Source organism: Cupriavidus sp. H18C2, assembly GCF_049393795.1.
Taxonomy (GTDB): Bacteria; Pseudomonadota; Gammaproteobacteria; order Burkholderiales; family Burkholderiaceae; genus Cupriavidus; species Cupriavidus pauculus_C.
The window spans coordinates 1,995,474-2,016,126 of record NZ_CP186010.1; the positions used below are offsets into that span (position 1 = coordinate 1,995,474).

16 protein-coding genes and 1 pseudogene are annotated in these 20,653 nt (G+C 67.9%); all 17 read right to left on the minus strand.

Going from position 1 to position 20,653, the window contains the following annotated elements; translation table 11 throughout:
* Positions 1-25: 25 nt before the first annotated feature.
* Complete coding sequence (locus tag EPAKOI_RS09060) at positions 26-841, minus strand: EAL domain-containing protein (RefSeq protein WP_423192040.1); 816 nt, start codon at positions 839-841, stop codon at positions 26-28.
* Between the two features lie 39 nt (positions 842-880).
* Positions 881-1,783: an ATP-binding cassette domain-containing protein gene (locus tag EPAKOI_RS09065; protein WP_423192041.1), complete on the minus strand. Its 903-nt coding sequence runs from the start codon at positions 1,781-1,783 to the stop codon at positions 881-883.
* Positions 1,784-1,792: 9 nt separating this feature from the next.
* Positions 1,793-2,584, minus strand: a complete 792-nt coding sequence (ssuC, locus tag EPAKOI_RS09070; protein ID WP_124684085.1) for an aliphatic sulfonate ABC transporter permease SsuC — start codon at positions 2,582-2,584, stop codon at positions 1,793-1,795.
* Between the two features lie 12 nt (positions 2,585-2,596).
* Complete coding sequence (ssuD, locus tag EPAKOI_RS09075) at positions 2,597-3,760, minus strand: FMNH2-dependent alkanesulfonate monooxygenase (protein ID WP_423192042.1); 1,164 nt, start codon at positions 3,758-3,760, stop codon at positions 2,597-2,599.
* A 29-nt stretch (positions 3,761-3,789) separates the two neighbouring features.
* Entirely contained in the window at positions 3,790-4,830 is a 1,041-nt protein-coding gene (locus EPAKOI_RS09080) for a sulfonate ABC transporter substrate-binding protein (RefSeq protein WP_423192043.1), read from the minus strand.
* Positions 4,831-5,065: 235 nt separating this feature from the next.
* Entirely contained in the window at positions 5,066-6,073 is a 1,008-nt protein-coding gene (locus EPAKOI_RS09085; protein WP_124684082.1) for a sulfate ABC transporter substrate-binding protein, read from the minus strand.
* A 354-nt stretch (positions 6,074-6,427) separates the two neighbouring features.
* A pseudogene (locus tag EPAKOI_RS09090) lies at positions 6,428-6,556 on the minus strand (OsmC family peroxiredoxin); the annotation flags it as partial.
* Positions 6,557-6,653: 97 nt separating this feature from the next.
* Positions 6,654-9,242: an ATP-dependent chaperone ClpB gene (gene clpB / locus EPAKOI_RS09095; protein WP_124684081.1), complete on the minus strand. Its 2,589-nt coding sequence runs from the start codon at positions 9,240-9,242 to the stop codon at positions 6,654-6,656.
* Positions 9,243-9,437: 195 nt separating this feature from the next.
* A complete protein-coding gene (locus EPAKOI_RS09100) occupies positions 9,438-11,522 on the minus strand; it encodes a D-(-)-3-hydroxybutyrate oligomer hydrolase (protein ID WP_423193505.1) in 2,085 nt (694 codons plus the stop codon).
* A 382-nt stretch (positions 11,523-11,904) separates the two neighbouring features.
* Positions 11,905-12,285 carry a fluoride efflux transporter CrcB gene (crcB, locus tag EPAKOI_RS09105; RefSeq protein ID WP_423192044.1) on the minus strand — a complete coding sequence of 127 codons (381 nt, stop codon included), beginning with the start codon at positions 12,283-12,285 and terminating at the stop codon, positions 11,905-11,907.
* A complete protein-coding gene (moaE, locus tag EPAKOI_RS09110) occupies positions 12,285-12,809 on the minus strand; it encodes a molybdopterin synthase catalytic subunit MoaE (protein WP_423192045.1) in 525 nt (174 codons plus the stop codon). The genes crcB and moaE overlap by 1 nt, the downstream gene beginning before the upstream one ends.
* Before the next feature lies 1 nt (position 12,810).
* On the minus strand, positions 12,811-13,068 hold the full coding sequence (gene moaD, locus EPAKOI_RS09115) for a molybdopterin converting factor subunit 1 (protein ID WP_124684077.1): 258 nt from the start codon (positions 13,066-13,068) through the stop codon (positions 12,811-12,813).
* Positions 13,069-13,078: 10 nt separating this feature from the next.
* Complete coding sequence (glp, locus tag EPAKOI_RS09120) at positions 13,079-14,314, minus strand: gephyrin-like molybdotransferase Glp (protein WP_423192046.1); 1,236 nt, start codon at positions 14,312-14,314, stop codon at positions 13,079-13,081.
* Between the two features lie 148 nt (positions 14,315-14,462).
* Positions 14,463-15,908 carry a threonine synthase gene (gene thrC / locus EPAKOI_RS09125; RefSeq protein ID WP_423192047.1) on the minus strand — a complete coding sequence of 482 codons (1,446 nt, stop codon included), beginning with the start codon at positions 15,906-15,908 and terminating at the stop codon, positions 14,463-14,465.
* Between the two features lie 10 nt (positions 15,909-15,918).
* Positions 15,919-17,229, minus strand: coding sequence for a homoserine dehydrogenase (locus EPAKOI_RS09130; RefSeq protein ID WP_124684074.1), 1,311 nt, complete (start codon positions 17,227-17,229; stop codon positions 15,919-15,921).
* A 52-nt stretch (positions 17,230-17,281) separates the two neighbouring features.
* On the minus strand, positions 17,282-18,511 hold the full coding sequence (locus EPAKOI_RS09135) for a pyridoxal phosphate-dependent aminotransferase (RefSeq protein ID WP_124684073.1): 1,230 nt from the start codon (positions 18,509-18,511) through the stop codon (positions 17,282-17,284).
* A 199-nt stretch (positions 18,512-18,710) separates the two neighbouring features.
* Entirely contained in the window at positions 18,711-20,435 is a 1,725-nt protein-coding gene (ltrA, locus tag EPAKOI_RS09140) for a group II intron reverse transcriptase/maturase (protein ID WP_124684072.1), read from the minus strand.
* Between the last annotated feature and the right edge of the window lie 218 nt (positions 20,436-20,653).

The window sequence follows — 20,653 nt, forward strand, 5'->3', positions numbered from 1 at the left end:
GCGTCCCGCGCCTTGTTGTTCCACCTTATGGGGTACTGCCCGCCGCCAGCGGGTCTCGCAAGTGCCGTGCCGGCACCGGCGCGCCCGCCACGGCCTGGCCCTGCCCGAGCGCGATGCCGGCGTTCTGCAGCCGCGCCACCGCCTCGTCGTCCTGCAGCCGCCGCCCGATCAGCGTGACGCCCGCGCCGTCGGCGCTGGCGCGCAGGCCGGCCAGCTGGCGGTCGGTCCACAGCCGGCGCATGTCGAGCTTGAGCCAGTCGGGCAGCGCGTGGGCCATCAGCGCGCCGGCCTCGGCCGGGTCCGATGCCTGCAGGCTCACCGCAAACCCGTTGCGGCGGTAGTTGCCCACCACGTGCAGCAGCAGCGGCAGGTCGTCGTTGGCGCTGGCGGGCACCTGAATCACGAAGCGGTCGATCGGCAGGCCCAGCGATTCCAGCGCCCGCCGGAACGCCGCGCCGTGGTCGTCGGCCACGGCCGCCAGCAGGCGGTTGTGCACGTTGAGCACGAGCTTGTGCTCGCCATGCGTCGCAAAGTAGTTCATCGCGTGCACCAGCCGGGACAGGCGGTCCAGCGACACCAGCGAAGCGTCGTCGGCGGCCATCGCGAACAGCTTCCACGCGGCCAGGCCCATGCCGTCGTCGGCGTAGGTGCGGATGGCGCCCTCGTGCGCCACCACGTCGCGCCCGGCCAGCGTCACGAGCGGTTCGAACGCGCTGGTCAGCGAGCAGTTGAAATACTGGCCCTGCACCTGCCCGCGCGCGTCGCGCCACAGTTCGCGGCCCGGCTCGGGCTGGCGCGGCAGCGTTTCAAGGTAGCGTTCGAGTGCGGAAGCGGTGGTCATGGTGACGTCCAGAGGGGGACGCGCGGTTCGCCTGATTGCTCATGATAGAAGCTCCTCGGCGGGCCGGGCGTGAAGATTCGTTGATGGTTCGGAGACTGACGGGGTAGCCGGCGGCTGGCGCATCACGCGGCGCAGCACGGCGTCTTCGAGTTGCGCGAACGCCGCCGATCCGCGCTGGCGCGGGCGGGCCAGCGGCACGCGCTGGTCCAGCGCGATGTGGCCGTCCTCGATCAGCACCACGCGGTCGGCCAGCGCCACGGCCTCGGACACATCGTGTGTGACGAGTAGCGCCGTGAAACCGAGCCGGCGCCAGAGCGATTCGATCAGCGCCTGCATGTCGATGCGCGTCAGCGCGTCCAGCGCGCCAAGCGGTTCGTCCAGCAGCAGCAGCCGCGGATGGTGGACCAGCGCACGCGCCAGGGCCACGCGCTGGCGCTGCCCGCCGGACAGCCGCGCGGGCCACTTGCCGGCCCGGTCGGCCAGGCCCACCTGCGCCAGCACCGCTTCGGCATCGGCCCGGCGCGCGCGCGGCAGGCCCAGCGCCACGTTGTCCAGCACGCGCTTCCAGGGCAGCAGCCGGGCGTCCTGGAACATCACGCGGATGCTGTCCTGCACGTCGGCGGGCGCGTCCGCGGCACCGGCTCCGTCCAGGCGCACCGCGCCCGCATCGGCCGCTTCCAGCCCGGCCACCAGCCGCAGCAGCGTGCTCTTGCCGCAGCCGCTGCGTCCGACGATGGCGACGAACTCGCCCGGCGTGACGTCGAGGTCGATGCCGTGCAGCACCGCCCGGCCGTCGTACCGCTTGACCACCTGCTGCACGCGCAGCGCGATGCCGCCCGCCACCGGCGCCTGGCGCTCCTCGGCGCGCGCGGCCGCACGGCGGGCCAGGTCGCGTTCGGCCCACGCGAGCGCGGCCTGTTCCACGGGAAATAGCGTTTGCATGGAATCCTCCTAGTTGGCCTGGTAGCCGGGGTGCCAGCGCAGCCAGAACCGTTCAAGCCCGCGCGACAGCACGTCGGCCAGCTTGCCCAGCAGCGCGTAGAGCAGGATGCCGACCAGCACGACGTCGGTCTGCAGGAATTCGCGCGCGTTCATCGTCATGTAGCCGATGCCCGACTGCGCCGAGATGGTTTCCGCCACGATCAGGATCACCCACATCAGGCCCAGCGAGAACCGCACGCCCACGAGGATGTTCGGCAGCGCGCCGGGCAGGATCACCTCGCGGTACAGCCGGAAGCCGGACAGGCCGTAGCTGCGCGCCATCTCGACCAGCGCCGGGTCCACCGCGCGGATGCCGTGGTAGGTATTCAGGTACACCGGGAAGAACACGCCCAGCGCCACCAGGAACAGCTTGGCCGTCTCGTCGATGCCGAACCACAGGATCACCAGCGGGATCAGCGCCAGCGTGGGGATGTTGCGCACCATCTGCAGCGTGCTGTCGAGCAGCGTGGCCGCCGTGCGGAACGTGCCGGTCAGCAGCCCGAGCACCAGCCCCAGCCCGCCGCCCACGGCCAGCCCGATCAGCGCGCGCCACGTGCTGACCCAGACATGGCGCCAGAGCTCGCCGGACTTCGCCAGCGACCAGCCGGCCTCCACCACGGCCAGCGGCGCGGGCAGCACGCGGCTCGACAGCCAGCCCAGTTGCGACGCGGCCTGCCACGCCACGATCAGCAGCACGGGCACCACCCACGGCGCCACGGCCTGGCCCAGTCCGGGCCGCTTGTTCGGTCGGGAATCGGTCATGATCGGCCCCTTTCAGCTTTGCGAGGCGCGCGGGACGAGGCCCGTCGCCATGACTTCGCCAAACGGGCCGGACAGCACCTGGCCGGGCAGCTTGTCGCGCACCGTGCGCGGCAGCAGCGGGAACACCAGTTCGGCAAACCGGTACGCCTCTTCCAGGTGCGGATAGCCAGACAGGATGAACGTGTCGATACCCAGCGCGGCGTATTCCTCCATGCGGGCCGCCACGGTGCGCGGATCGCCGACCAGCGCCGTGCCGGCCCCGCCGCGCACCAGTCCCACCCCGGCCCACAGGTTCGGGCTGACTTCCAGCGCGGCGCGCGTGCGGCTGGCCCCGCCGCCGTGCAACGCGGCCATGCGGCGCTGGCCCTCGGAATCCATCTTGGCGAAGACGGCCTGGGCGCGCGCCACGGTGTCGTCATCGAGCCGGCTGATCAGGTCCTCGGCGGCGGCCCAGGCGGCGGCCTCGGTCTCGCGCACGATCACGTGCAGCCGGATGCCAAAGCGCACGGTACGGCCATGGCGGGCCGCGCGGGCGCGTACGTCGGCGATCTTCCTCGCCACTTCGGCCGGCGGTTCGCCCCAGGTCAGATAGGCATCGACCTGCTCGGCCGCCAGGTCGTGCGCGGCGGCCGACGAGCCGCCGAAGTACACGGGCGGATGCGGCCGCTGCACGGGCGGGTACAGCACGCGGGCGCCCTTGACGGTCAGGTGGCGGCCTGCGAACGACACCTCGCCGGCGTCGTGGCTGGCGGCCAGCACGTCGCGCCAGATGCGGATGAATTCGGACGACGCCTCGTAGCGCGCCGCGTGGTCGAGGAACAGGCCGTCGCCTTCCAGCTCGGCCGTGTCGCCGCCGGTCACCAGGTTCACGAGCAGCCGGCCGCCCGAGATGCGGTCGAACGTGGCGGCCATGCGCGCGGCCAGCGTCGGCGTCATCAGGCCGGGCCGCACGGCCACCAGGAACTTGAGCCGGCGCGTGACGGCGGCCAGCGCCGACGCGGCCACCCACGGGTCCTCGCAGGACCGGCCGGTGGGAATCAGCACCCCTTCGTAGCCAAGCGTGTCGGCGGCGACGGCAATCTGCTTCAGGTAGTCGAAGCTGACCTCGCGCGCGCCTTCGGACGTGCCCAGGTAGCGGCTGTCGCCATGGGTCGGGATGAACCAGAAAACTTGCATGTCGGGCCTCTCGTCGATGGGGGGATGGATCAGCGCTGCGCAGTGGCGGCGGCTGCGGGCGGCTGCCAGGCGGCATCGGCCACCTTGATCGGCTTGGGGATCAGCTTCAGCGTCACGAAGGCGTCGGCAATGCGCTGCTGCTCGGCCAGCACCTCGGCCGTCACGGGCCGCGCGCCATAGGCAAAGCGCGAGACGGCCAGCGCCAGCACGCCGGCATCCAGCCCGGTTTCGCGGGCCAGGAACTGGGTGGCGTCCTTCGGATGCTTCTCGGCCCATTGGCCAAGCTGCGCCAGTTCGTCGAGGATCGCGTTCACGACGTCGGGCCGCACGTTCGCGTACGGCCGCGACGCCAGGTAGAACTGGTGATTGCTGACGACGTTGCGGCCTGCCGCGTCGCGGCCATCGGCCAGCACGCGGGCGCCGAGCTGCTTTTCGGCGGCGGCCAGGAACGGGTCCCAGATCACCCAGGCGTCCACCGCGCCGCGCTCGAACGCCGCGCGAGCATCGGCCGGCGGCAGGTAGACCGGCTGGATCTCGTTCCAGCGAATGCCGGCGCGTTCAAGCTGCCGCACCAGCAGGTAGTGGACGTTGGAGCCCTTGTTCAGCGCCACGCGCTTGCCGCGCAGGTCGGCCACCGACTTCAGCGCCGATGCCTTCGGCACGACGATGGCTTCCGAGGTGGGCGCCGGCGGCTCGTTGCCGATGTAGGCAAGCTGCGCGCCGGCGGCCTGCGCGAAGATCGGCGGCGCCTCGCCAACGGTGCCGAAGTCGATCGCGCCGACGTTGAGCCCTTCCAGCAACTGCGGGCCGGCCGGGAACTCGGTCCACTTGACCGTGATGCCCTGCGGCGCCAGCCGCTTTTCCAGCGTGCCGCGCGCCTTGAGCAGCGTCAGCGTGCCGTACTTCTGATAGCCGATGCGGAGTTCGCGGCCATTGACCGCGGACGACTGGGCCTGGGCCGGCGACGCCAGCAGCCCGTAGGCCACGCCGGTGGCGATCACGAGCGCGCCGAGCAGCAGGCGTCGGCGCAGGGAATGGGGATGAAAGGCGGCAGGAGCGGACGATGTCATGGGTTTCCTCGGAGTCGGACGATGTGGCAGGGACGGTGACGCGGCCGCACGACGCCCTGCCGGCGCGGTGCGCGGCATGCGGGTACGTCATGCGTGGGAAAGGCTTCAGGTCAGGCGGGACATCGCGCCAGGGCGATGCGAGGGGATACGACTGTGCGGACAGCGGACATCTGGGGCTCCTTCGTCGGACGCGGCGCGGCGGGCCGTGACTGGCCGCGCCGCCGCGCCATCGTGATTACCGCTTGCCGGGCTGGTACACCTGGTCAAACGAGCCGCCATCGGCAAAGTGGGTCTTCTGGGCCTTGGCCCAGCCGCCGAACACCTCGTCGATCGTGAACAGCTTCACCTTCGGAAAGTTGGCCGCGTACTTGGCCGCCACCTTCTCCGAGATCGGCCGGTAGTAGTTCTTGGCCGCGATCTCCTGGCCCTCGTCGGTGTACAGGAACTGCAGGTACGCCTCGGCGGCCTTGCGGGTGCCCTTCTTGTCGACCACCTTGTCGACCACGGCCACCGGCGGCTCGGCCAGGATCGACACGGACGGCGCGACGATGTCGAACTTGTCCGGACCCAGCTCCTTGATGGCCAGGATGGCCTCGTTCTCCCAGGCGATCAGCACGTCGCCCAGGCCGCGCTCGACGAAGGTCGTCGTGGCGCCGCGCGCGCCCGAATCCAGCACCGGCACGTTCTTGAGCAACTGGCCGACGAACTCGCGCGCCTTGGCATCGTTGCCGCCCGGCTGGCGCAGCGCATAGCCCCACGCGGCCAGGTAGTTCCAGCGCGCGCCGCCCGAGGTCTTGGGATTCGGCGTGATGACCTGCACGCCCGGCTTCACCAGGTCGTTCCAGTCCTTGATCTGCTTGGGATTGCCCTTGCGCACCAGGAACACGATCGTCGACGTGTACGGCGACGCGTTGTGCGGCAGGCGCTTCTGCCAGTCCGGCTTGATCAGCCCCTTCTCGGCAATCGCGTCGATGTCGTAGCCCAGCGCCAGCGTGACCACGTCGGCATCGAGCCCGTCGATCACCGACCGCGCCTGCTTGCCCGAGCCGCCATGCGACTGGCGAATCTGCACCGTATCGCCGCCCTGCGCCTTGTACGCCTTGGCAAACGCCGCGTTCACGTCGACATAGAGCTCGCGCGTGGGGTCGTAGGACACGTTCAGCAGGTTGGTATTGGCCAGGGCCGCGGGGGCGGCGCCCACGGCGGACAGTACGGCGAGGCCCAGGGCCAGCTTGCGGATCATCTTCGGTTGCTCCCGTCAGAGTTGTCGTGAAATGTCCCCGCCTTGGTGCGGCGGGGCTTCTGTCAGGGAGACAGGCTACCGGCGGGGCTATCTGAACGGAACGAATGGTTTCGCCGATCCAAGCACGTTTTCTGCATAAGATCGGGCGGGAATATGGGCATGCCGAACATCGCCGGCGCCCCAAAAAGAAAAACCCGCAGCGCCGGAGTTGCGCTGCGGGTCAAGTTTCCATTCCGGAAACGGGTAGACAAGTCATGAAGAGCGCCCCCGCATCTCCATGACGGAGTCGATAGTAGCGACCCGTTCCCGTTCACGGATTGATGCAGGTCAAGCTGCTGGCAATGACGCCAAAAGTCAGGCGGCGGCAGCGTCGATGACGGGCTCGCAACGGATCGGGAAGTCGACCGGGTTGGCGATGTAGCACTTTTCGTAGGCCACGTGGTGGAGCTGGGCGGCCCGTCCGGCGTCGTCGCCGGCGCGGATGGCTCCTGATCGATGACATTCACCCGAAGCCGGCATTGTCGCGCAAAAAAAAGGACCTCCGAAAAGGTCCTTGCGATGCTGCGGCCTGCCGCGCCGGTCAGTGGACCAGCCGGCCGAACGTGAAGGCGCCGTCCACGTAGTCCACCGGCACCACGTCCTTGGCGGCGAACCGGCCTTCGAGGATGGCGCGGGCCACCGGGTTCTCGATCTGCTGCTGGATCGCGCGCTTGAGCGGCCGGGCGCCGAACACCGGGTCGTAGCCCGCGCTGGCGATCTTCTCCAGCGCCTGTTCGCTCACGTCCAGCGTCATGTCCATGCGGGCCAGGCGGGCCTGCAGGCGCTGGAGCTGGATGCGCGCGATGGACTCGATGTTCTTCTGGTCCAGTGCGTGGAACACCACCACCTCGTCGATCCGGTTCAGGAACTCGGGCCGGAAATGCGTGCGCACCTCCTGCCAGACCGCGCCCTTGACCGCCTCCTGCGGCTCGCCGGACATCGACTGGATGATGTGCGACCCCAGGTTCGACGTCATCACGATCACCGTGTTCTTGAAGTCCACGGTACGGCCCTGGCCGTCGGTCAGCCGGCCATCGTCCAGCACCTGCAGCAGCACGTTGAACACGTCCGGGTGGGCCTTCTCGACCTCGTCGAGCAGGATCACCGCGTACGGCTTGCGGCGCACCGCCTCGGTCAGATAGCCGCCCTCGTCATAGCCGACGTAGCCCGGCGGCGCGCCGATCAGGCGGCTGACGCTGTGCTTTTCCATGAACTCGCTCATGTCGATGCGGATCAGGTGCTCTTCCGAATCGAACATGAACTCGGCCAGCGCCTTGCACAGCTCCGTCTTGCCCACGCCGGTCGGGCCCAGGAACAGGAACGATCCGTACGGCCGGTTCTCGTCCGACAGCCCGGCGCGCGAGCGGCGGATCGCGTCGGACACCAGCCGCACGGCCTCGTCCTGCCCCACCACGCGCTGGTGCAGCCGGTCTTCCATCTTCAGCAGCTTCTCGCGCTCGCCCTGCATCATCTTGGCCACGGGGATGCCCGTCGCCCGGCTGACCACCTCGGCGATTTCCTCGGCGCCCACCTGCGTGCGCAGCAGCTTGTTGGGCTGCTTCTGCTCGTCGGCCTCGGCCTTGTTGGCGGCCTGGAGCTTGCCCTCCAGCGCCGGCAGCTTGCCGTACTGCAGCTCGGCCACCTTGTCCAGCTTGCCTTCGCGCTGCAGGCGCGAGATGTCGAGCTTGATCTTCTCGATCTCCTCCTTCAGCGCGGCCGCGCCCTGGGCGGCGCCCTTCTCGGCGCGCCAGATCTCGTCCAGGTCCGCGTACTCCTTCTCCAGCCGCGTGATTTCCTGCTCGATCAGCTCCAGCCGCTTGCGCGACGCCTCGTCGGTTTCCTTCTTCACCGCCTCGCGCTCGATCTTGAGCTGGATCGTGCGGCGCTCCAGCTTGTCCATCGCCTCGGGCTTCGAGTCGATTTCCATCTTGATGCGCGCGGCGGCCTCGTCGATCAGGTCGATGGCCTTGTCCGGCAGGAAGCGGTCCGTGATGTAGCGGTGCGACAGCTCGGCCGCCGCCACGATGGCCGGGTCGGTGATCTCCACGCCGTGGTGCAGCTCGTACTTTTCCTGCAGGCCGCGCAGGATGGCGATGGTCGACTCCACGCTCGGCTCGTCGACCAGCACCTTCTGGAAGCGGCGCTCCAGCGCGGCGTCCTTCTCGATGTACTTGCGGTACTCGTTCAGCGTGGTGGCGCCGATGCAGTGCAGCTCGCCGCGCGCCAGCGCCGGCTTGAGCATATTGCCCGCGTCGATGGCGCCCTCGGCCTTGCCGGCGCCCACCATCGTGTGGATCTCGTCGATGAAGACGATGGTCTGGCCCTCGTCCTTGGCCACGTCGCTCAGCACGGCCTTGAGCCGCTCCTCGAACTCGCCGCGGTACTTGGCGCCGGCCAGCAGGCCGGCCATGTCCAGCACCAGCACGCGCTTGTTCTTGAGCGTCTCCGGCACCTCGCCGTTGACGATGCGCTGCGCCAGCCCCTCGACGATGGCCGTCTTGCCCACGCCCGGCTCGCCGATCAGCACCGGGTTGTTCTTGGTGCGGCGCTGCAGGATCTGGATCGCGCGGCGGATCTCGTCGTCGCGGCCGATCACGGGGTCAAGCTTGCCGGCCCGCGCCCGCTCGGTCAGGTCGATCGTGTACTTCTTGAGCGCCTCGCGCTGCGATTCGGCGTCGGCGCTGTTCACGCTGTCGCCGCCGCGCACGGCCGTGATGGCCGCTTCCAGCGCCTTGCGCGACAGGCCGTTCTCGCGCGCGATGCGGCCCGTGTCGCCCTTGTCGTCGGACACGGCCAGCAGGAACAGCTCGCTGGCGATGAACTGGTCGCCGCGCTTGATGGCCTCTTTCTCGGTGGCGTTGAGCAGGTTGTTCAGGTCGCGGCCGACCTGGATCTCGTTGGTGCCCTGCACCTGCGGCAGGCGCTTGATCGCCGCGTCCAGCGCCGTCTGCAGGCCGGCCACGTTGACGCCGGCGCGCGACAGCAGCGTGCGCGCCGAGCCGTCGTCCTGGCTCAGCAGCGCGCGCAGCAGGTGCTGGGGTTCGATGTACTGGTTGTCGTTGCCCAGCGCCAGGCTCTGCGCTTCGGCCAGCGCCTCCTGGAACCGGGTGGTGAGTTTGTCGATACGCATCAGGTGCCCTCTCTCTCGATGAAAGTGTGTCCTGCTGCGAGGGCGCGGCCGGGCAGCGCGACGGCTGCCGTTGCGCGGCAGACCCTGCCGGACACGGTACTTCCGAAAGATAGGGCTTCAGGGTGACATTTCAAGCCGCCCGCCATGCAGTTTTGGCACATTCCTGCATGGCGGGCGGCCCCCGGCGCCGACTGGCTAGTTGGGGATGTCGACGGTCGACCCGCTGACCGCGATCACGTCGGCGGCGGCCGGCGTGGCGGCAAAGCCGGGCACGTTGGACGGGAGGATCTGCGGGCCGACCACCGGGTTGCCCGTGCCGCCGCGCGGCGTCGTGCGCACCACCTGCGACGGCGGCAGCGCGGTGCCGTTGCGCAGGTTGGCGTAGACCGCGTCCAGCGCCCGGTTCAGGTACAGGTGCAGCGGCACGTAGCGCGACGCGTAGCCGGGCAGCACGTCGATGAAGCCGTCGAAGTGTTGCGCATTCGTCACCTCGATGTACGACAGCTTGCTGGCGCTGCCTTCGACGGTACGGTTCAGCCCCAGGTACGGCCGCGACGTGTGGTTGGTCGGCAGCAGCGCGTCGGACCGGCCATGGACGATCACGGCCGGCTTGCCCTGCAGGTTGCCGTTGCGGTACGTCTGCGCCACGCCGGCCTGCAGCGCCGCGCTGGACGTCCACGCGTTGCGCAGGCACAGCGCGCCGTCAAGGTTGGCGTCCTGGCGGCCCGTGCTGGGCGACAGCGACACGAAGTCCTTGATCGGGCCGGTCGGCGCCGGGTTGGCGTCGTTGACGAGCGTGACCACGCCGCTGGGCGGCACGCCGTTGCCGGTCGAGAAGAACGCCGCCAGCGACGCGGCCGGGATGGTGATCGGCTTGAAGTCGGCGCCCGTGGCCGCGAAGCTGTAGTTGCAGAAACGGTCGGTCACGCTCGACCGCGTGTAGGCGTTGGCGTACGTGACCGAGATCGAGCTGGCCACCTCCAGCGCCGACAGCGACGCGTGCAGTTCGTCCGATTCCGGTTCCCAGCCGGCGTTGCGCAGCGCGGTCAGCGCGGCGGCGGACTGGGCGTCGGTCGTCCCGCCGCTCACCAGCCCCTTGTCGGCCAGCGACTGGCAGCGGTTGGTGGCCTGCAGCAGCGCGCCGGCCGACGGGGCGTTGACCAGCCCGACGTCCTGCCGCGCGCAGAGCTGGAACAGGTTCGCGGTGGTCGTGTAGTCGTACAGGTGCCGGCCCGACGCCAGCACCGGGGCGCCGGCGCGGCGGACCGTGATGGCCGGCGTGGGCGGGATTTCGAGCATCGGCTCGCCCACCGCCACCCCATCGATCAGCCCGGCCGTGTCCTGCTCCGCCGCCGCGACGGCCGCGCCGCCGCCGTTGGACACCGCCGAGGCGATCACGAGCGTGTTCGATGGCTTGAAGGTGGCCTGCCGCACGCCGTCGGACCCCATCGTGCCGAACTTGTCGTTGATCGCGAACAGCGTGAACTCGATGGCCTGCAGCGTGTTCTTGCCCCAGTTGGCCTCGGGATTCTGCTGCGAGTGGGCGTGTTTGAATGCCAGCCGGTGCGGGTTGGCGGCCGTGAAGTCGGCCAGCGTCTGGCTGCCGGGCTGGGCCGCGAACTGGGCCAGCTTGCCGGCGCCGGCGCGCGCCTGCCGGGTGCCGTCGATCAGCGGCACGGTATCGGTGTCCAGGTCGTGCGGCGCGGCGCCGGTGCCCTTGTCGGTGTAGGCCACGGCACAGCCGCGCTTGAGCCCCCATTCGCCCACCGCGATGCCGCCGTAGATGCCGCGCGAGCCCGACGACGTGGCCGTGATGATGCACGGGTTGTTGCGGTCGAAGCTGTCCGGGATCTGGGCCATCAGCGTCACGTTCTGCCGGCCGCTGCCGTCGTCGGCATAGGCGATGTATTCAGTCCCCGGCACCTTGCCCTGCCCGGCCGTCGCGTTGCCCTGCGGGTCGACGTTGGGCCCGTACAGCGTGCCGTAGCCGCCGGCCGGGTTGATGTCGACGATGGCGCGGTAGTTCGTGAAGATCGCGTTGCGGCGCAGTTCGGCGGCCGTGGGATTGTTCGGATCGGCGAACGGCGGCGCGGCGGCGGCGCCGATGCCGTCCTTGCCAAGGCCGCCCGTGGCAAGGTCGTCCGACGTGCCGTCGTAGCTCTTGACGCTGATCGTGCCGACCACGAAGGTCGGGCGGTTGTTCGGGTTCTGGGTCTGGCTGGGCGGGGTGCCGCCGTTGCCGGGCGGATCGTCGTCGCCGCCGCAGGCCGCCAGGGTCATGGCGGACAGCGCGACCACCGCGCCGGAAATGGCTGTCAGGCGCAGGCGGGACGGCGCCTTGCGGCGGGAAACGCGGGCATGGCTGGGCTGCATGGGGAGGTCTCCTCGTTTTCTGGATCGAACGTGTGGCACAAACGTCACAACGCGCCGGCAATGGGCGCGGATCAGGCGAGACAGCAGGTATGGCGACCGGATTCTGGAACTGCCACGGCGGGCCGGCTAGCGCGCGTGGCTTGGGCAGGGACGGATGTGGCTCATGCGCCGCAGGCTGCCGGCAAAGTGCATCCGTGACAATGAATATAGGCGCTGAACAGCACCCGGAGGGGCGCCGGTGCATCAGGAGTGTTACCTATGTCTCCGAACGCCGGCGAAAGGTAAGGCGTCAGGCCAGCGCGCGGTACGACCAGATGCCGGCCGCGGTCAGCAGCACCGAGCCGCCCAGGTGCAGCACCAGGTGGGCCAGCGCCCAGCGGTAGTCGCCCGACACCAGGTTGGCGATGACTTCGCTCGAAAACGTCGAGAACGTGGTCAGCCCGCCCAGGAAGCCGGTGACCGCCAGCAGCCGCCATTCGGGCGGCAGGCCGGTATGGGTCTGGAAGAACGCCACCGCGATCCCGATCAGGTAGCCGCCGATCAGGTTGGCCGCCAGCGTGCCATATGGAAGTGCCGGATTCGCCGCATTCCAGAGCACCGAGAAGCCCCAGCGCAGCCACGCGCCAACGGCGGCACCCACGCCGACCGCCACAAAACCGAGCGGACCCATCAGCGTGCCTTGTCGGAAGAATCGGAGGCGGGATCGGCAGCCGGGTCCGCCGCCGGGTCTGCATTGAGCGACGGAATGCCCCAGCGCTGCAGCGCTGCATCGTCGGACACGCGGGCGTCCACCCAGCGCGCGCCGTCGGGCGTGGCTTCCTTCTTCCAGAACGGCGCCTCGGACTTCAGGTAGTCCATGATGAATTCGCACGCCTGGAACGCCGCGCCGCGATGGGCCGACGCCACGGCGACCAGCACGATCTGGTCCAGCGGCTGCAACAGTCCCACCCGATGCACGATCGTCACGCCCAGCAGCGGCCAGCGCTCGCGCGCCGCCGCCTCGATGCGGGCCAGCGCCTTCTCGGTCATGCCCGGGTAGTGCTCCAGCTCCATCGTGCTGACGCGGGCGCCATCGCTGACGTCGCGCACGGTGCCGATGAAGCTCGCCACCGCGCCCACGCCGCGGTTGCCGGCCCGCAGCGCGGCCACCTCGGCGCCCAGGTCGAAATCGTCGTGCTGCACGCGCACCGTCATCTCAGCCTCCGGTCACGGGCGGGAAGAACGCCACCTCGCAGCCGTCGGCCAGCGGGGTGTCGGCACGCGCCACGTTGTGGTCGACGGCCATCCGCAGCGCGCGGCCTTCGGCCAGTGCCTCGGCCCACGCGCCGCCCCGGCCGCGCAGCCAGCCGCGCAGGTCGCCGACGGTGCGGACATCCGCCGGCACCTCGGCGCGCTCGGCGCCCTGCCCCACCTGTTCGCGCACGCTGGCGAAGTATCGAAGTTCGAGTTGCATGGCGATAAACCTAGGCCAGCAGGCTGGCAAATGGAATGAATGACACCGTGTCGCCGCGGGCGATCGGGTGGTTGGGCGGGTTGTCGATCAGGCCGTCGCCCCAGACCGTGGACGTCAGCACGCCCGAGCTCTGGTTCGGGAACAGGTCGAGCCCGCCGGCATCGTTAAGCCGCGCGCGCAGGAATTCATTGCGGCGGTCGCCCTTCGGCAGGTCGAAATCGGCGCGCAGCGGCAGGCGGCGCGGCGTGACGTCGGCCACGCCCTGCAGGCGCAGCAGGAACGGCCGCACGAACAGCAGGAACGTGACAAAGCTCGACACCGGGTTGCCGGGCAGGCCCAGGAAGAACGTCGGCGCCGCCGTGCCGTTGTCGACCTGCCCAAACGCCAGCGGCTTGCCGGGCTTGATCGCGATCTGCCACAGGTCCAGCCGCCCCTCGGCGGTCACGGCCGGGCGGATGTGGTCTTCCTCGCCCACCGAGACGCCGCCCGACGTGATGATCAGGTCGTGGCCCGCGGCGGCGCGGCGCAGCGTGTCGCGCGTGGCGGCCAGCGTGTCGGGGACGATGCCGAAATCGGACGCTTCGCAGCCCAGGTTTTCCAGCAGCCCGCGCAGCGTGAAGCGGTTGGAGTTGTAGATCGCGCCCGGCTTCAGCGGCTCGCCCGGCATCGCCAGTTCGTCGCCGGTGAAGAACACGGCCACGCGCACGCGGCGGATCACGTCGAGCCGGGCCTGCCCGACCGACGCGGCCAGCCCCAGCGCCTGCGGCGACAGCCGCGCGCCGGCCGGCAGGATCTGGCTGCCGGCCTCGATGTCCTCGCCGGCGCGGCGGATCCATTCGCCGCTGGCCGGCACGTGGTTGACGATGACCGCATCGCCATCGCCCTGGCATTGCTCCTGCATCACGACGGCATCGGCGCCGGGCGGGATCAGCCCGCCGGTGAAGATCCGCGCGGCCGTGCCGGGCGCCAGTTCGGTGCCGACGTGGCCGGCCGGAATCCGTTGCGAGACGGGCAGCCGGGTGCCCGGGGCCGGCACGTCGGCGGCGCGCATGGCGTAGCCGTCCATCGACGTGTTATCGGCAGGCGGCACGCGCAGCGCGCTGGTGACCGGCGTGGCCAGCACGCGGCCGTTGGCCTGCAGCGTATCGACGGTTTCGGTCTCGGTGATGGGGCGGGCGCCGGCCAGCAGGGCTTCCAGGGCCTGGGCCATCGTCAGCATCGGCGGGCGCGCTGCGGATTGGGTCATGGGGATATCGGAGTCAGGGTTGGCCCCCAAAGCAAACAGCCCCCGGCGTCGGACGCCTGGGGGCCGTGGCAGCGGGACCCGGCAAACCCGATTGTAGCGAGTTGGCGCCGGGGCCGTCCGGGGCGGCGTGAATGGCCGCTATAACGGCCTACAGGCCCGTGTGCCGTGCGATGTACGCCTTGACCTGATCGGCGTCGGCCGGCATGACCTCGAAGCGCTGCGGCAACTGCTCGATGCCGTCGAAGGCCGCCGGACGCTCGGGCTCGCGGCCCAGCGCCTCGCGGATCGTGTCGGCGAACTTGGCCGGCAGCGCCGTTTCCAGCACCACCATCGGCACGCCGGCGGCCAGGTGCTCGCGCGCCACCTTCACGCCGTCGGCGGTATGCGTGTCGATCGTCACGCCGTAGCGCTGGTGCACGTCGCGGATCGTCGCCAGGCGGTCGTCGTGGGTGCTGCGGCCCGAGACAAAGCCGAACTGGCGGATGCGGTCGAACTCGGGCTTGCCCGCGAAGCTGAAGCCGCCCTTGGTGTCCACGTCGCGGAACAGCTCGGCCAGCTTGCCGGCGTCCTGGCCCAGCAGGTCGAAGACGAAACGCTCGAAGTTCGACGCCTTCGAGATGTCCATGCTCGGGCTCGACGTGTGGTACGTCTGCGCCGCCGTGCGCACGCGGTACGTGCCGGTGCGGAAGAACTCGTCGAGCACGTCGTTCTCGTTCGTGGCCACCACGAGCTTGTCGATCGGCAGGCCCATCATGCGGGCGATGTGGCCGGCGCAGACGTTGCCGAAGTTGCCCGACGGCACGCAGAACGACACCTTCTGGCCCGGGCCGTCGGTGGCCAGCAGCCAGCCCTTGAAGTAGTAGACCACCTGCGCCACCACGCGGGCCCAGTTGATCGAGTTCACGGTGCCGATGCGCTGGCGCGCCTTGAACGCGTGGTCGTTCGACACGGCCTTGACGATGTCCTGGGCGTCGTCGAACACGCCTTCGATGGCGATGTTGAAGATGTTCGGGTCCTGCAGGCTGAACATCTGCGCGGTCTGGAACGCGCTCATCTTGCGGTGCGGGCTCAGCATGAAGACGCGGATGCCTTCCTTGCCGCGCATCGCGTACTCGGCCGCGCTGCCGGTGTCGCCCGACGTGGCGCCCAGGATGTTCAGCTTCAGCCCGGCCCGCTTCAGCGCGTACTCGAACAGGTTGCCGAGCAACTGCATCGCCATGTCCTTGAACGCGAGCGTCGGGCCGTTCGACAGGCCCAGCAACTGCAGCCGGGTGCCGCCTTCCTCGCCCAGCGTGCGCAGCGGCGTGATGTCGGCCGTGTTGTCGCCGGGGCGGGCGTTGCAGTACACCTCGGCCGTGTAGGTCTTGCGCGTCAGCGCGCGCAGGTCGTCGGCCGGGATGTCGTCACAGAAGCGCGACAGCACCTCGAACGCCAGGTCGGCGTACGGCAGCTTGCGCCAGGCTTCGAGCTCGTCGGCGGTGACTTGCGGATACTGCTTCGGCAGGTACAGGCCGCCGTCCGGGGCCAGGCCGCCGAGCAGGATTTCCGAGAACGATTGCGGCATGTCGTGGCCGCGCGTCGACTGGTATTTCATAGCAGATTCTTTAATTCAGTTCTTCCATGCGCAGGCGGGTGACCGGCGACAACACGGTCTGCAGCGCCTCGATGCTGCGGATGGCTACGTTGATCTGCTTCTCGCGGGTCAGGTGCGTCAGGATGATGATGTCGGTCTGCGGCTCGCCTTCGCGCGATTCCTTCTGCAGCATCGCGTCGATGCTGATGCCGCCTTCGGCCAGGATGCGGGTGATCTCGGCCAGCACGCCGGTCTGGTCCGCCACGCGCATGCGCAGGTAGTACGACGTGGTGACCTCGTCGATCGGCAGCACGGGCACGCTCGACAGCTCGTCGGGCTGGAACGCCAGGTGCGGCACGCGGTGGTTCGGGTCGGCCGTGTGCAGGCGGGTCACGTCCACCAGGTCGGCGATCACGGCCGATGCGGTCGGCTCGGCACCGGCGCCCTTGCCGTAGTACAGCGTGGCGCCCACGGCGTCGGCCTGCACCAGCACGGCGTTCATGGCGCCCTCGACGTTGGCGATCAGGCGCGATGCCGGCACCAGCGTCGGGTGCACGCGCAGCTCCACACCCTCCTCGCGGCGGCGCGTGATACCCAGCAGCTTGATCCGGTAGCCCAGTTCCTCGGCGTACTTGATGTCGATGGCCGACAGGCGCGTGATGCCTTCCACGTGCGCGCGGTCGAACTGCACCGGCATGCCGAACGCGATGGCGCTCATCAGCGTGACCTTGTGCGCGGCGTCGATGCCCTCGATGTCAAACGTCGGGTCGGCTTCGGCGTAGCCAAGCTGCTGCGCTTCCTTCAGTACCGTGTCGAAGTCCAGGCCCTTGTCGCGCATTTCGGACAGGATGAAGTTCGTCGTGCCGTTGATGATGCCGGCGATCCACTGGATGCGGTTCGCGGTCAGGCCCTCGCGCAGCGCCTTGATGATGGGGATGCCGCCGGCGACGGCCGCCTCGAACGCCACGATCACGCCCTTGCGGCGCGCGGCCTCGAAGATCTCGTTGCCGTGCACGGCCAGCAGCGCCTTGTTGGCGGTGACCACGTGCTTGCCGTTCTCGATGGCCTTGAGCACCAGCTCGCGGGCCACGCCGTAGCCGCCAATCAGCTCCACCACGATGTCGATGTCCGGGCGCGTCACCACGTCGTTGGCGTCGGCCACCACGTCCACGGCGCCACCGGTCAGCTCGCGGGCGCGCTCGGTGTTGAGGTCGGCCACCACGGCAATCTCGATGCCGCGGCCCGCGCGGCGGCGGATTTCCTCCTGATTGCGCTGGAGCACGTTGAACGTGCCGCTACCGACGGTACCGATGCCGAGAAGGCCGACTTTGATGGGATTCATGGACGTCTGACTCTGGGTTGCTTGATACGGAAATGGGGGCGCCCCGGCTTGCTCAGGCAGTGCCGTGACGTTTGCGATAGTTCTCAAGGAAGCGCGCCACCCGGGTGATGGCCTCGCGCAGGTCTTCCTCGTGCGGCAGGAACACGATCCGGAAATGGTCCGGCGCGTCCCAGTTGAAGCCGGTGCCCTGCACTAGCAGCACCTTCGACTCCTGCAGCAGTTCGTAGATGAACTCCTGGTCGTCCTGGATCGGGTACATCGACAGGTCGAGCTTCGGGAACAGGTACAGCGCCGCCTTGGGCTTCACGCAGGTGATGCCGGGGATCTGGGTGATCAGCTCGTGCGCCAGGTCTCGCTGGCGGCGTAGCCGGCCGCCCTCGGCCACGAGGTCGTTGATGCTCTGGTAGCCGCCCAGCGCGGTCTGGATGGCCCACTGGCCGGGCACGTTGGCGCACAGCCGCATCGACGAGAGCATGTTCAGGCCCTCGATGTAGTCGTGCGCCGGGCGCTTGTCGCCGGAGACGACCATCCAGCCGGCGCGGTAGCCGCACGAGCGGTAGTTCTTGGACAGGCCGTTGAAGGTCACCGTCAGCACGTCGGTCGACAGCGAGCCGATCGACGTGTGGGTGTGGCCGTCGTAGAGCACCTTGTCGTAGATCTCGTCGGCAAAGATGATCAGGCCGTGCTCGCGGGCGATGCCGACGATGGCCTGCAGCAGTTCGTCGGAATACAGCGCGCCGGTCGGGTTGTTCGGGTTGATGACGACGATCGCGCGGGTGTTCGGCGTGATCTTGCGGCGGATGTCGTCCAGGTCCGGCATCCACTCGTTGGCCTCGTCGCAGATGTAGTGGACGGGCGTGCCGCCGGACAGGCTCACCGCGGCCGTCCAGAGCGGGTAGTCGGGCGCCGGCACCAGCACTTCGTCGCCGCTGTTGAGCAGCGCGTTCATCGACATCACGATCAGCTCGGAGGCGCCGTTGCCCACGTAGATGTCGTCCAGCCCCACGCCCTGGATCTGCTTTTCCTGGGTGTAGTGCATGATCGCCTTGCGCGCCGCGAAGATGCCCTTGGAATCGGAGTAACCGGCCGAATTGGGCAGGTTGCGCATCATGTCCTGCTGGATTTCCTCCGGCGCATCGAAGCCGAACACGGCCAGGTTGCCGATGTTGAGCTTGATGATCTTGTGCCCTTCCTCTTCCATCTGCTTGGCCTTTTCCAGCACCGGGCCGCGGATGTCATAGCAAACGTTCTGGAGCTTGTTGGATTTCTGGATGGGTTTCACGGCGGTGTTGGCGAGGTCAGGGCAAGCTGCGTGTCTCGATGGCAGCGGTCTTGGGAATCTTCTGGATTGTCCTGGACGTCTGGCGGCGCGCGTCGCTGGGCAGCAGTCGAGCGTGGCAGACCGGGAGGGTAGGGTAGGAGAAAGGTCATTACTGACCCCCCCCCTAAGAACCGTACGTGCGAGTTTCCCCGCATACGGCTCAAGCCTCTACAAAGTATATGGACGAATCATACACCGGCTTCACCGCAACTTGGCCGTGGAAATGGACTTGAACATGGCAATCGGGGTGCACCAGAACGCGGTTTCCTAGAGCATCGGAACCCCCGGATACCCGAGGTTCGATGTGATGGTCATCCCATCCTGTCTCTTTGGTAATCTTGCTCTGGCATACCGCACACAAGCCCCGCTGGGACATGAACAGCTTTGCCCACTGCCTTCGGTACGACATGCTTTCTGCCATACGTTCCTGCCGCAGCGTTTCGCCATACATTTCCTGCGCTGGGTCGAAGGGATGGTAGTCCCCGCGAACTTTCTTGTGCCTCCGGATAGGCGTACTCGGCATCGAATACAGTTCCATCCAGTAGCGCTCACCCGCCCTATTCCACATCGTGGAACCGAACACCCAGTTCCGGTTTCCAACTGAGGCGAAGTATGTCCTTCGCACCCACTCGGTACCCTTCCTTCGGTGTCGCCGCTTTGCCCACCTCCATAGAGACCTAAAGATCAGATGCTCCATGCGGGCGAACATCGCTTTCGCAACCACTGGGCTGTGATACTGCGCCCAGCCCCTCAGCATCGGGTTCAACTTCTGGATTAGATCTGCCGTCCGTTTCCCCCTATGTGCCCCGATGACCTCCTTTACCTTGCGATAGAACGCTTGCGCGTTTTTCTTGCTCGGTTTGATGAGCAGCGTTCCCGAGTATTTCCGGAAATTCCACCCTAGAAAGTCAAAGCCGTCAGCGATATTGACGATTCGTGTTTTCTCCGTGGAGAGCGTCAGTCCTCGTGTTGCTAGGAACTGTTCTACCCACGGCTTCACTTCGTGCTCCAGCACTTCCGGCGTGTTGCCGGTGATCACAAAGTCATCCGCGTACCGTACGACGTTCACTTTCAGCTTCTTCGTGTTGGCAACGCCCAGTCTGGCCCGCAAGGACTCGATCAGTTGTTGTTCCAACCCGTTCAGTGCCACATTTGCCAAGGTCGGGGAAATGATGCCCCCCTGTGGTGTTCCAGCATCGGTCGCCTGAAACTGGCCTTGAAATACGACGCCAGCTTTCAACCACTTCCGTAGGATTGCTTTATCCATTGGGACATTGCGCTCCAGCCAGTCGTGACTGATATGGTCAAAGCACCCTTTGATGTCTGCTTCCAGCACCCATTGAGCCGAGGCTTTCTTGGATAGGGAAACAAACAGCTGGGACATGGCATCCGCGGTAGAGCGATTGATCCGAAACCCGTAAGAGTTCGGGTCGCTCGTTCCTTCGGACACCGGTTCCAGCGCCAGCAGATACAGCGCCTGCATGGCCCGGTCGTGCATGGTCGGAATGCCCAGAGGGCGTTCTTTCCCATTTGCCTTGGGTATATACACCCGCCTTAATGGCAGCGGGCGATACCCCCGGCGCTTCAACCTCCCAATGGCTGCCCATCGGGCTTCAGGTGAGTCCCACTCTACGCGGTCGACTCCCGCCGTCCGCGCTCCTTGGTTCATCGCCACTCGTCGTACCGCCGATGCTTTAGCGGAAAACGAGCGGGTCAGGGATCGTTGCAGGGCTTTCACCCGGCGCCAATCCCCATCCTGTGTTGCCTTCGCAATTCGAATCTGCATTGCCCGAACATTCCGGTCGACGCGGCGCCAATTGATGTCGCCCCATCGCTGCGGGATGCCGGAGGGCGCAGATTCATCCTCGCGGATCAATGCTTCCATGCTGCTCTCCTATCTTGAGGACTTCCCCAAGCAACAGAGACAACATGCCCCTTGAGGGGCATGTCACCCCCCAAGGGAAGAAAATTAAACAAGCGAGTTCAGTCAGCCGTCTTGCGACGAAAGACCAGTTGGAAGTCTGCCCGCTTTCGCGTGAGGTAATTTTTCAACCCCTATCCGGATCATTACAACCCGGCGTTCGCTTTCTCCAACCTCCCATA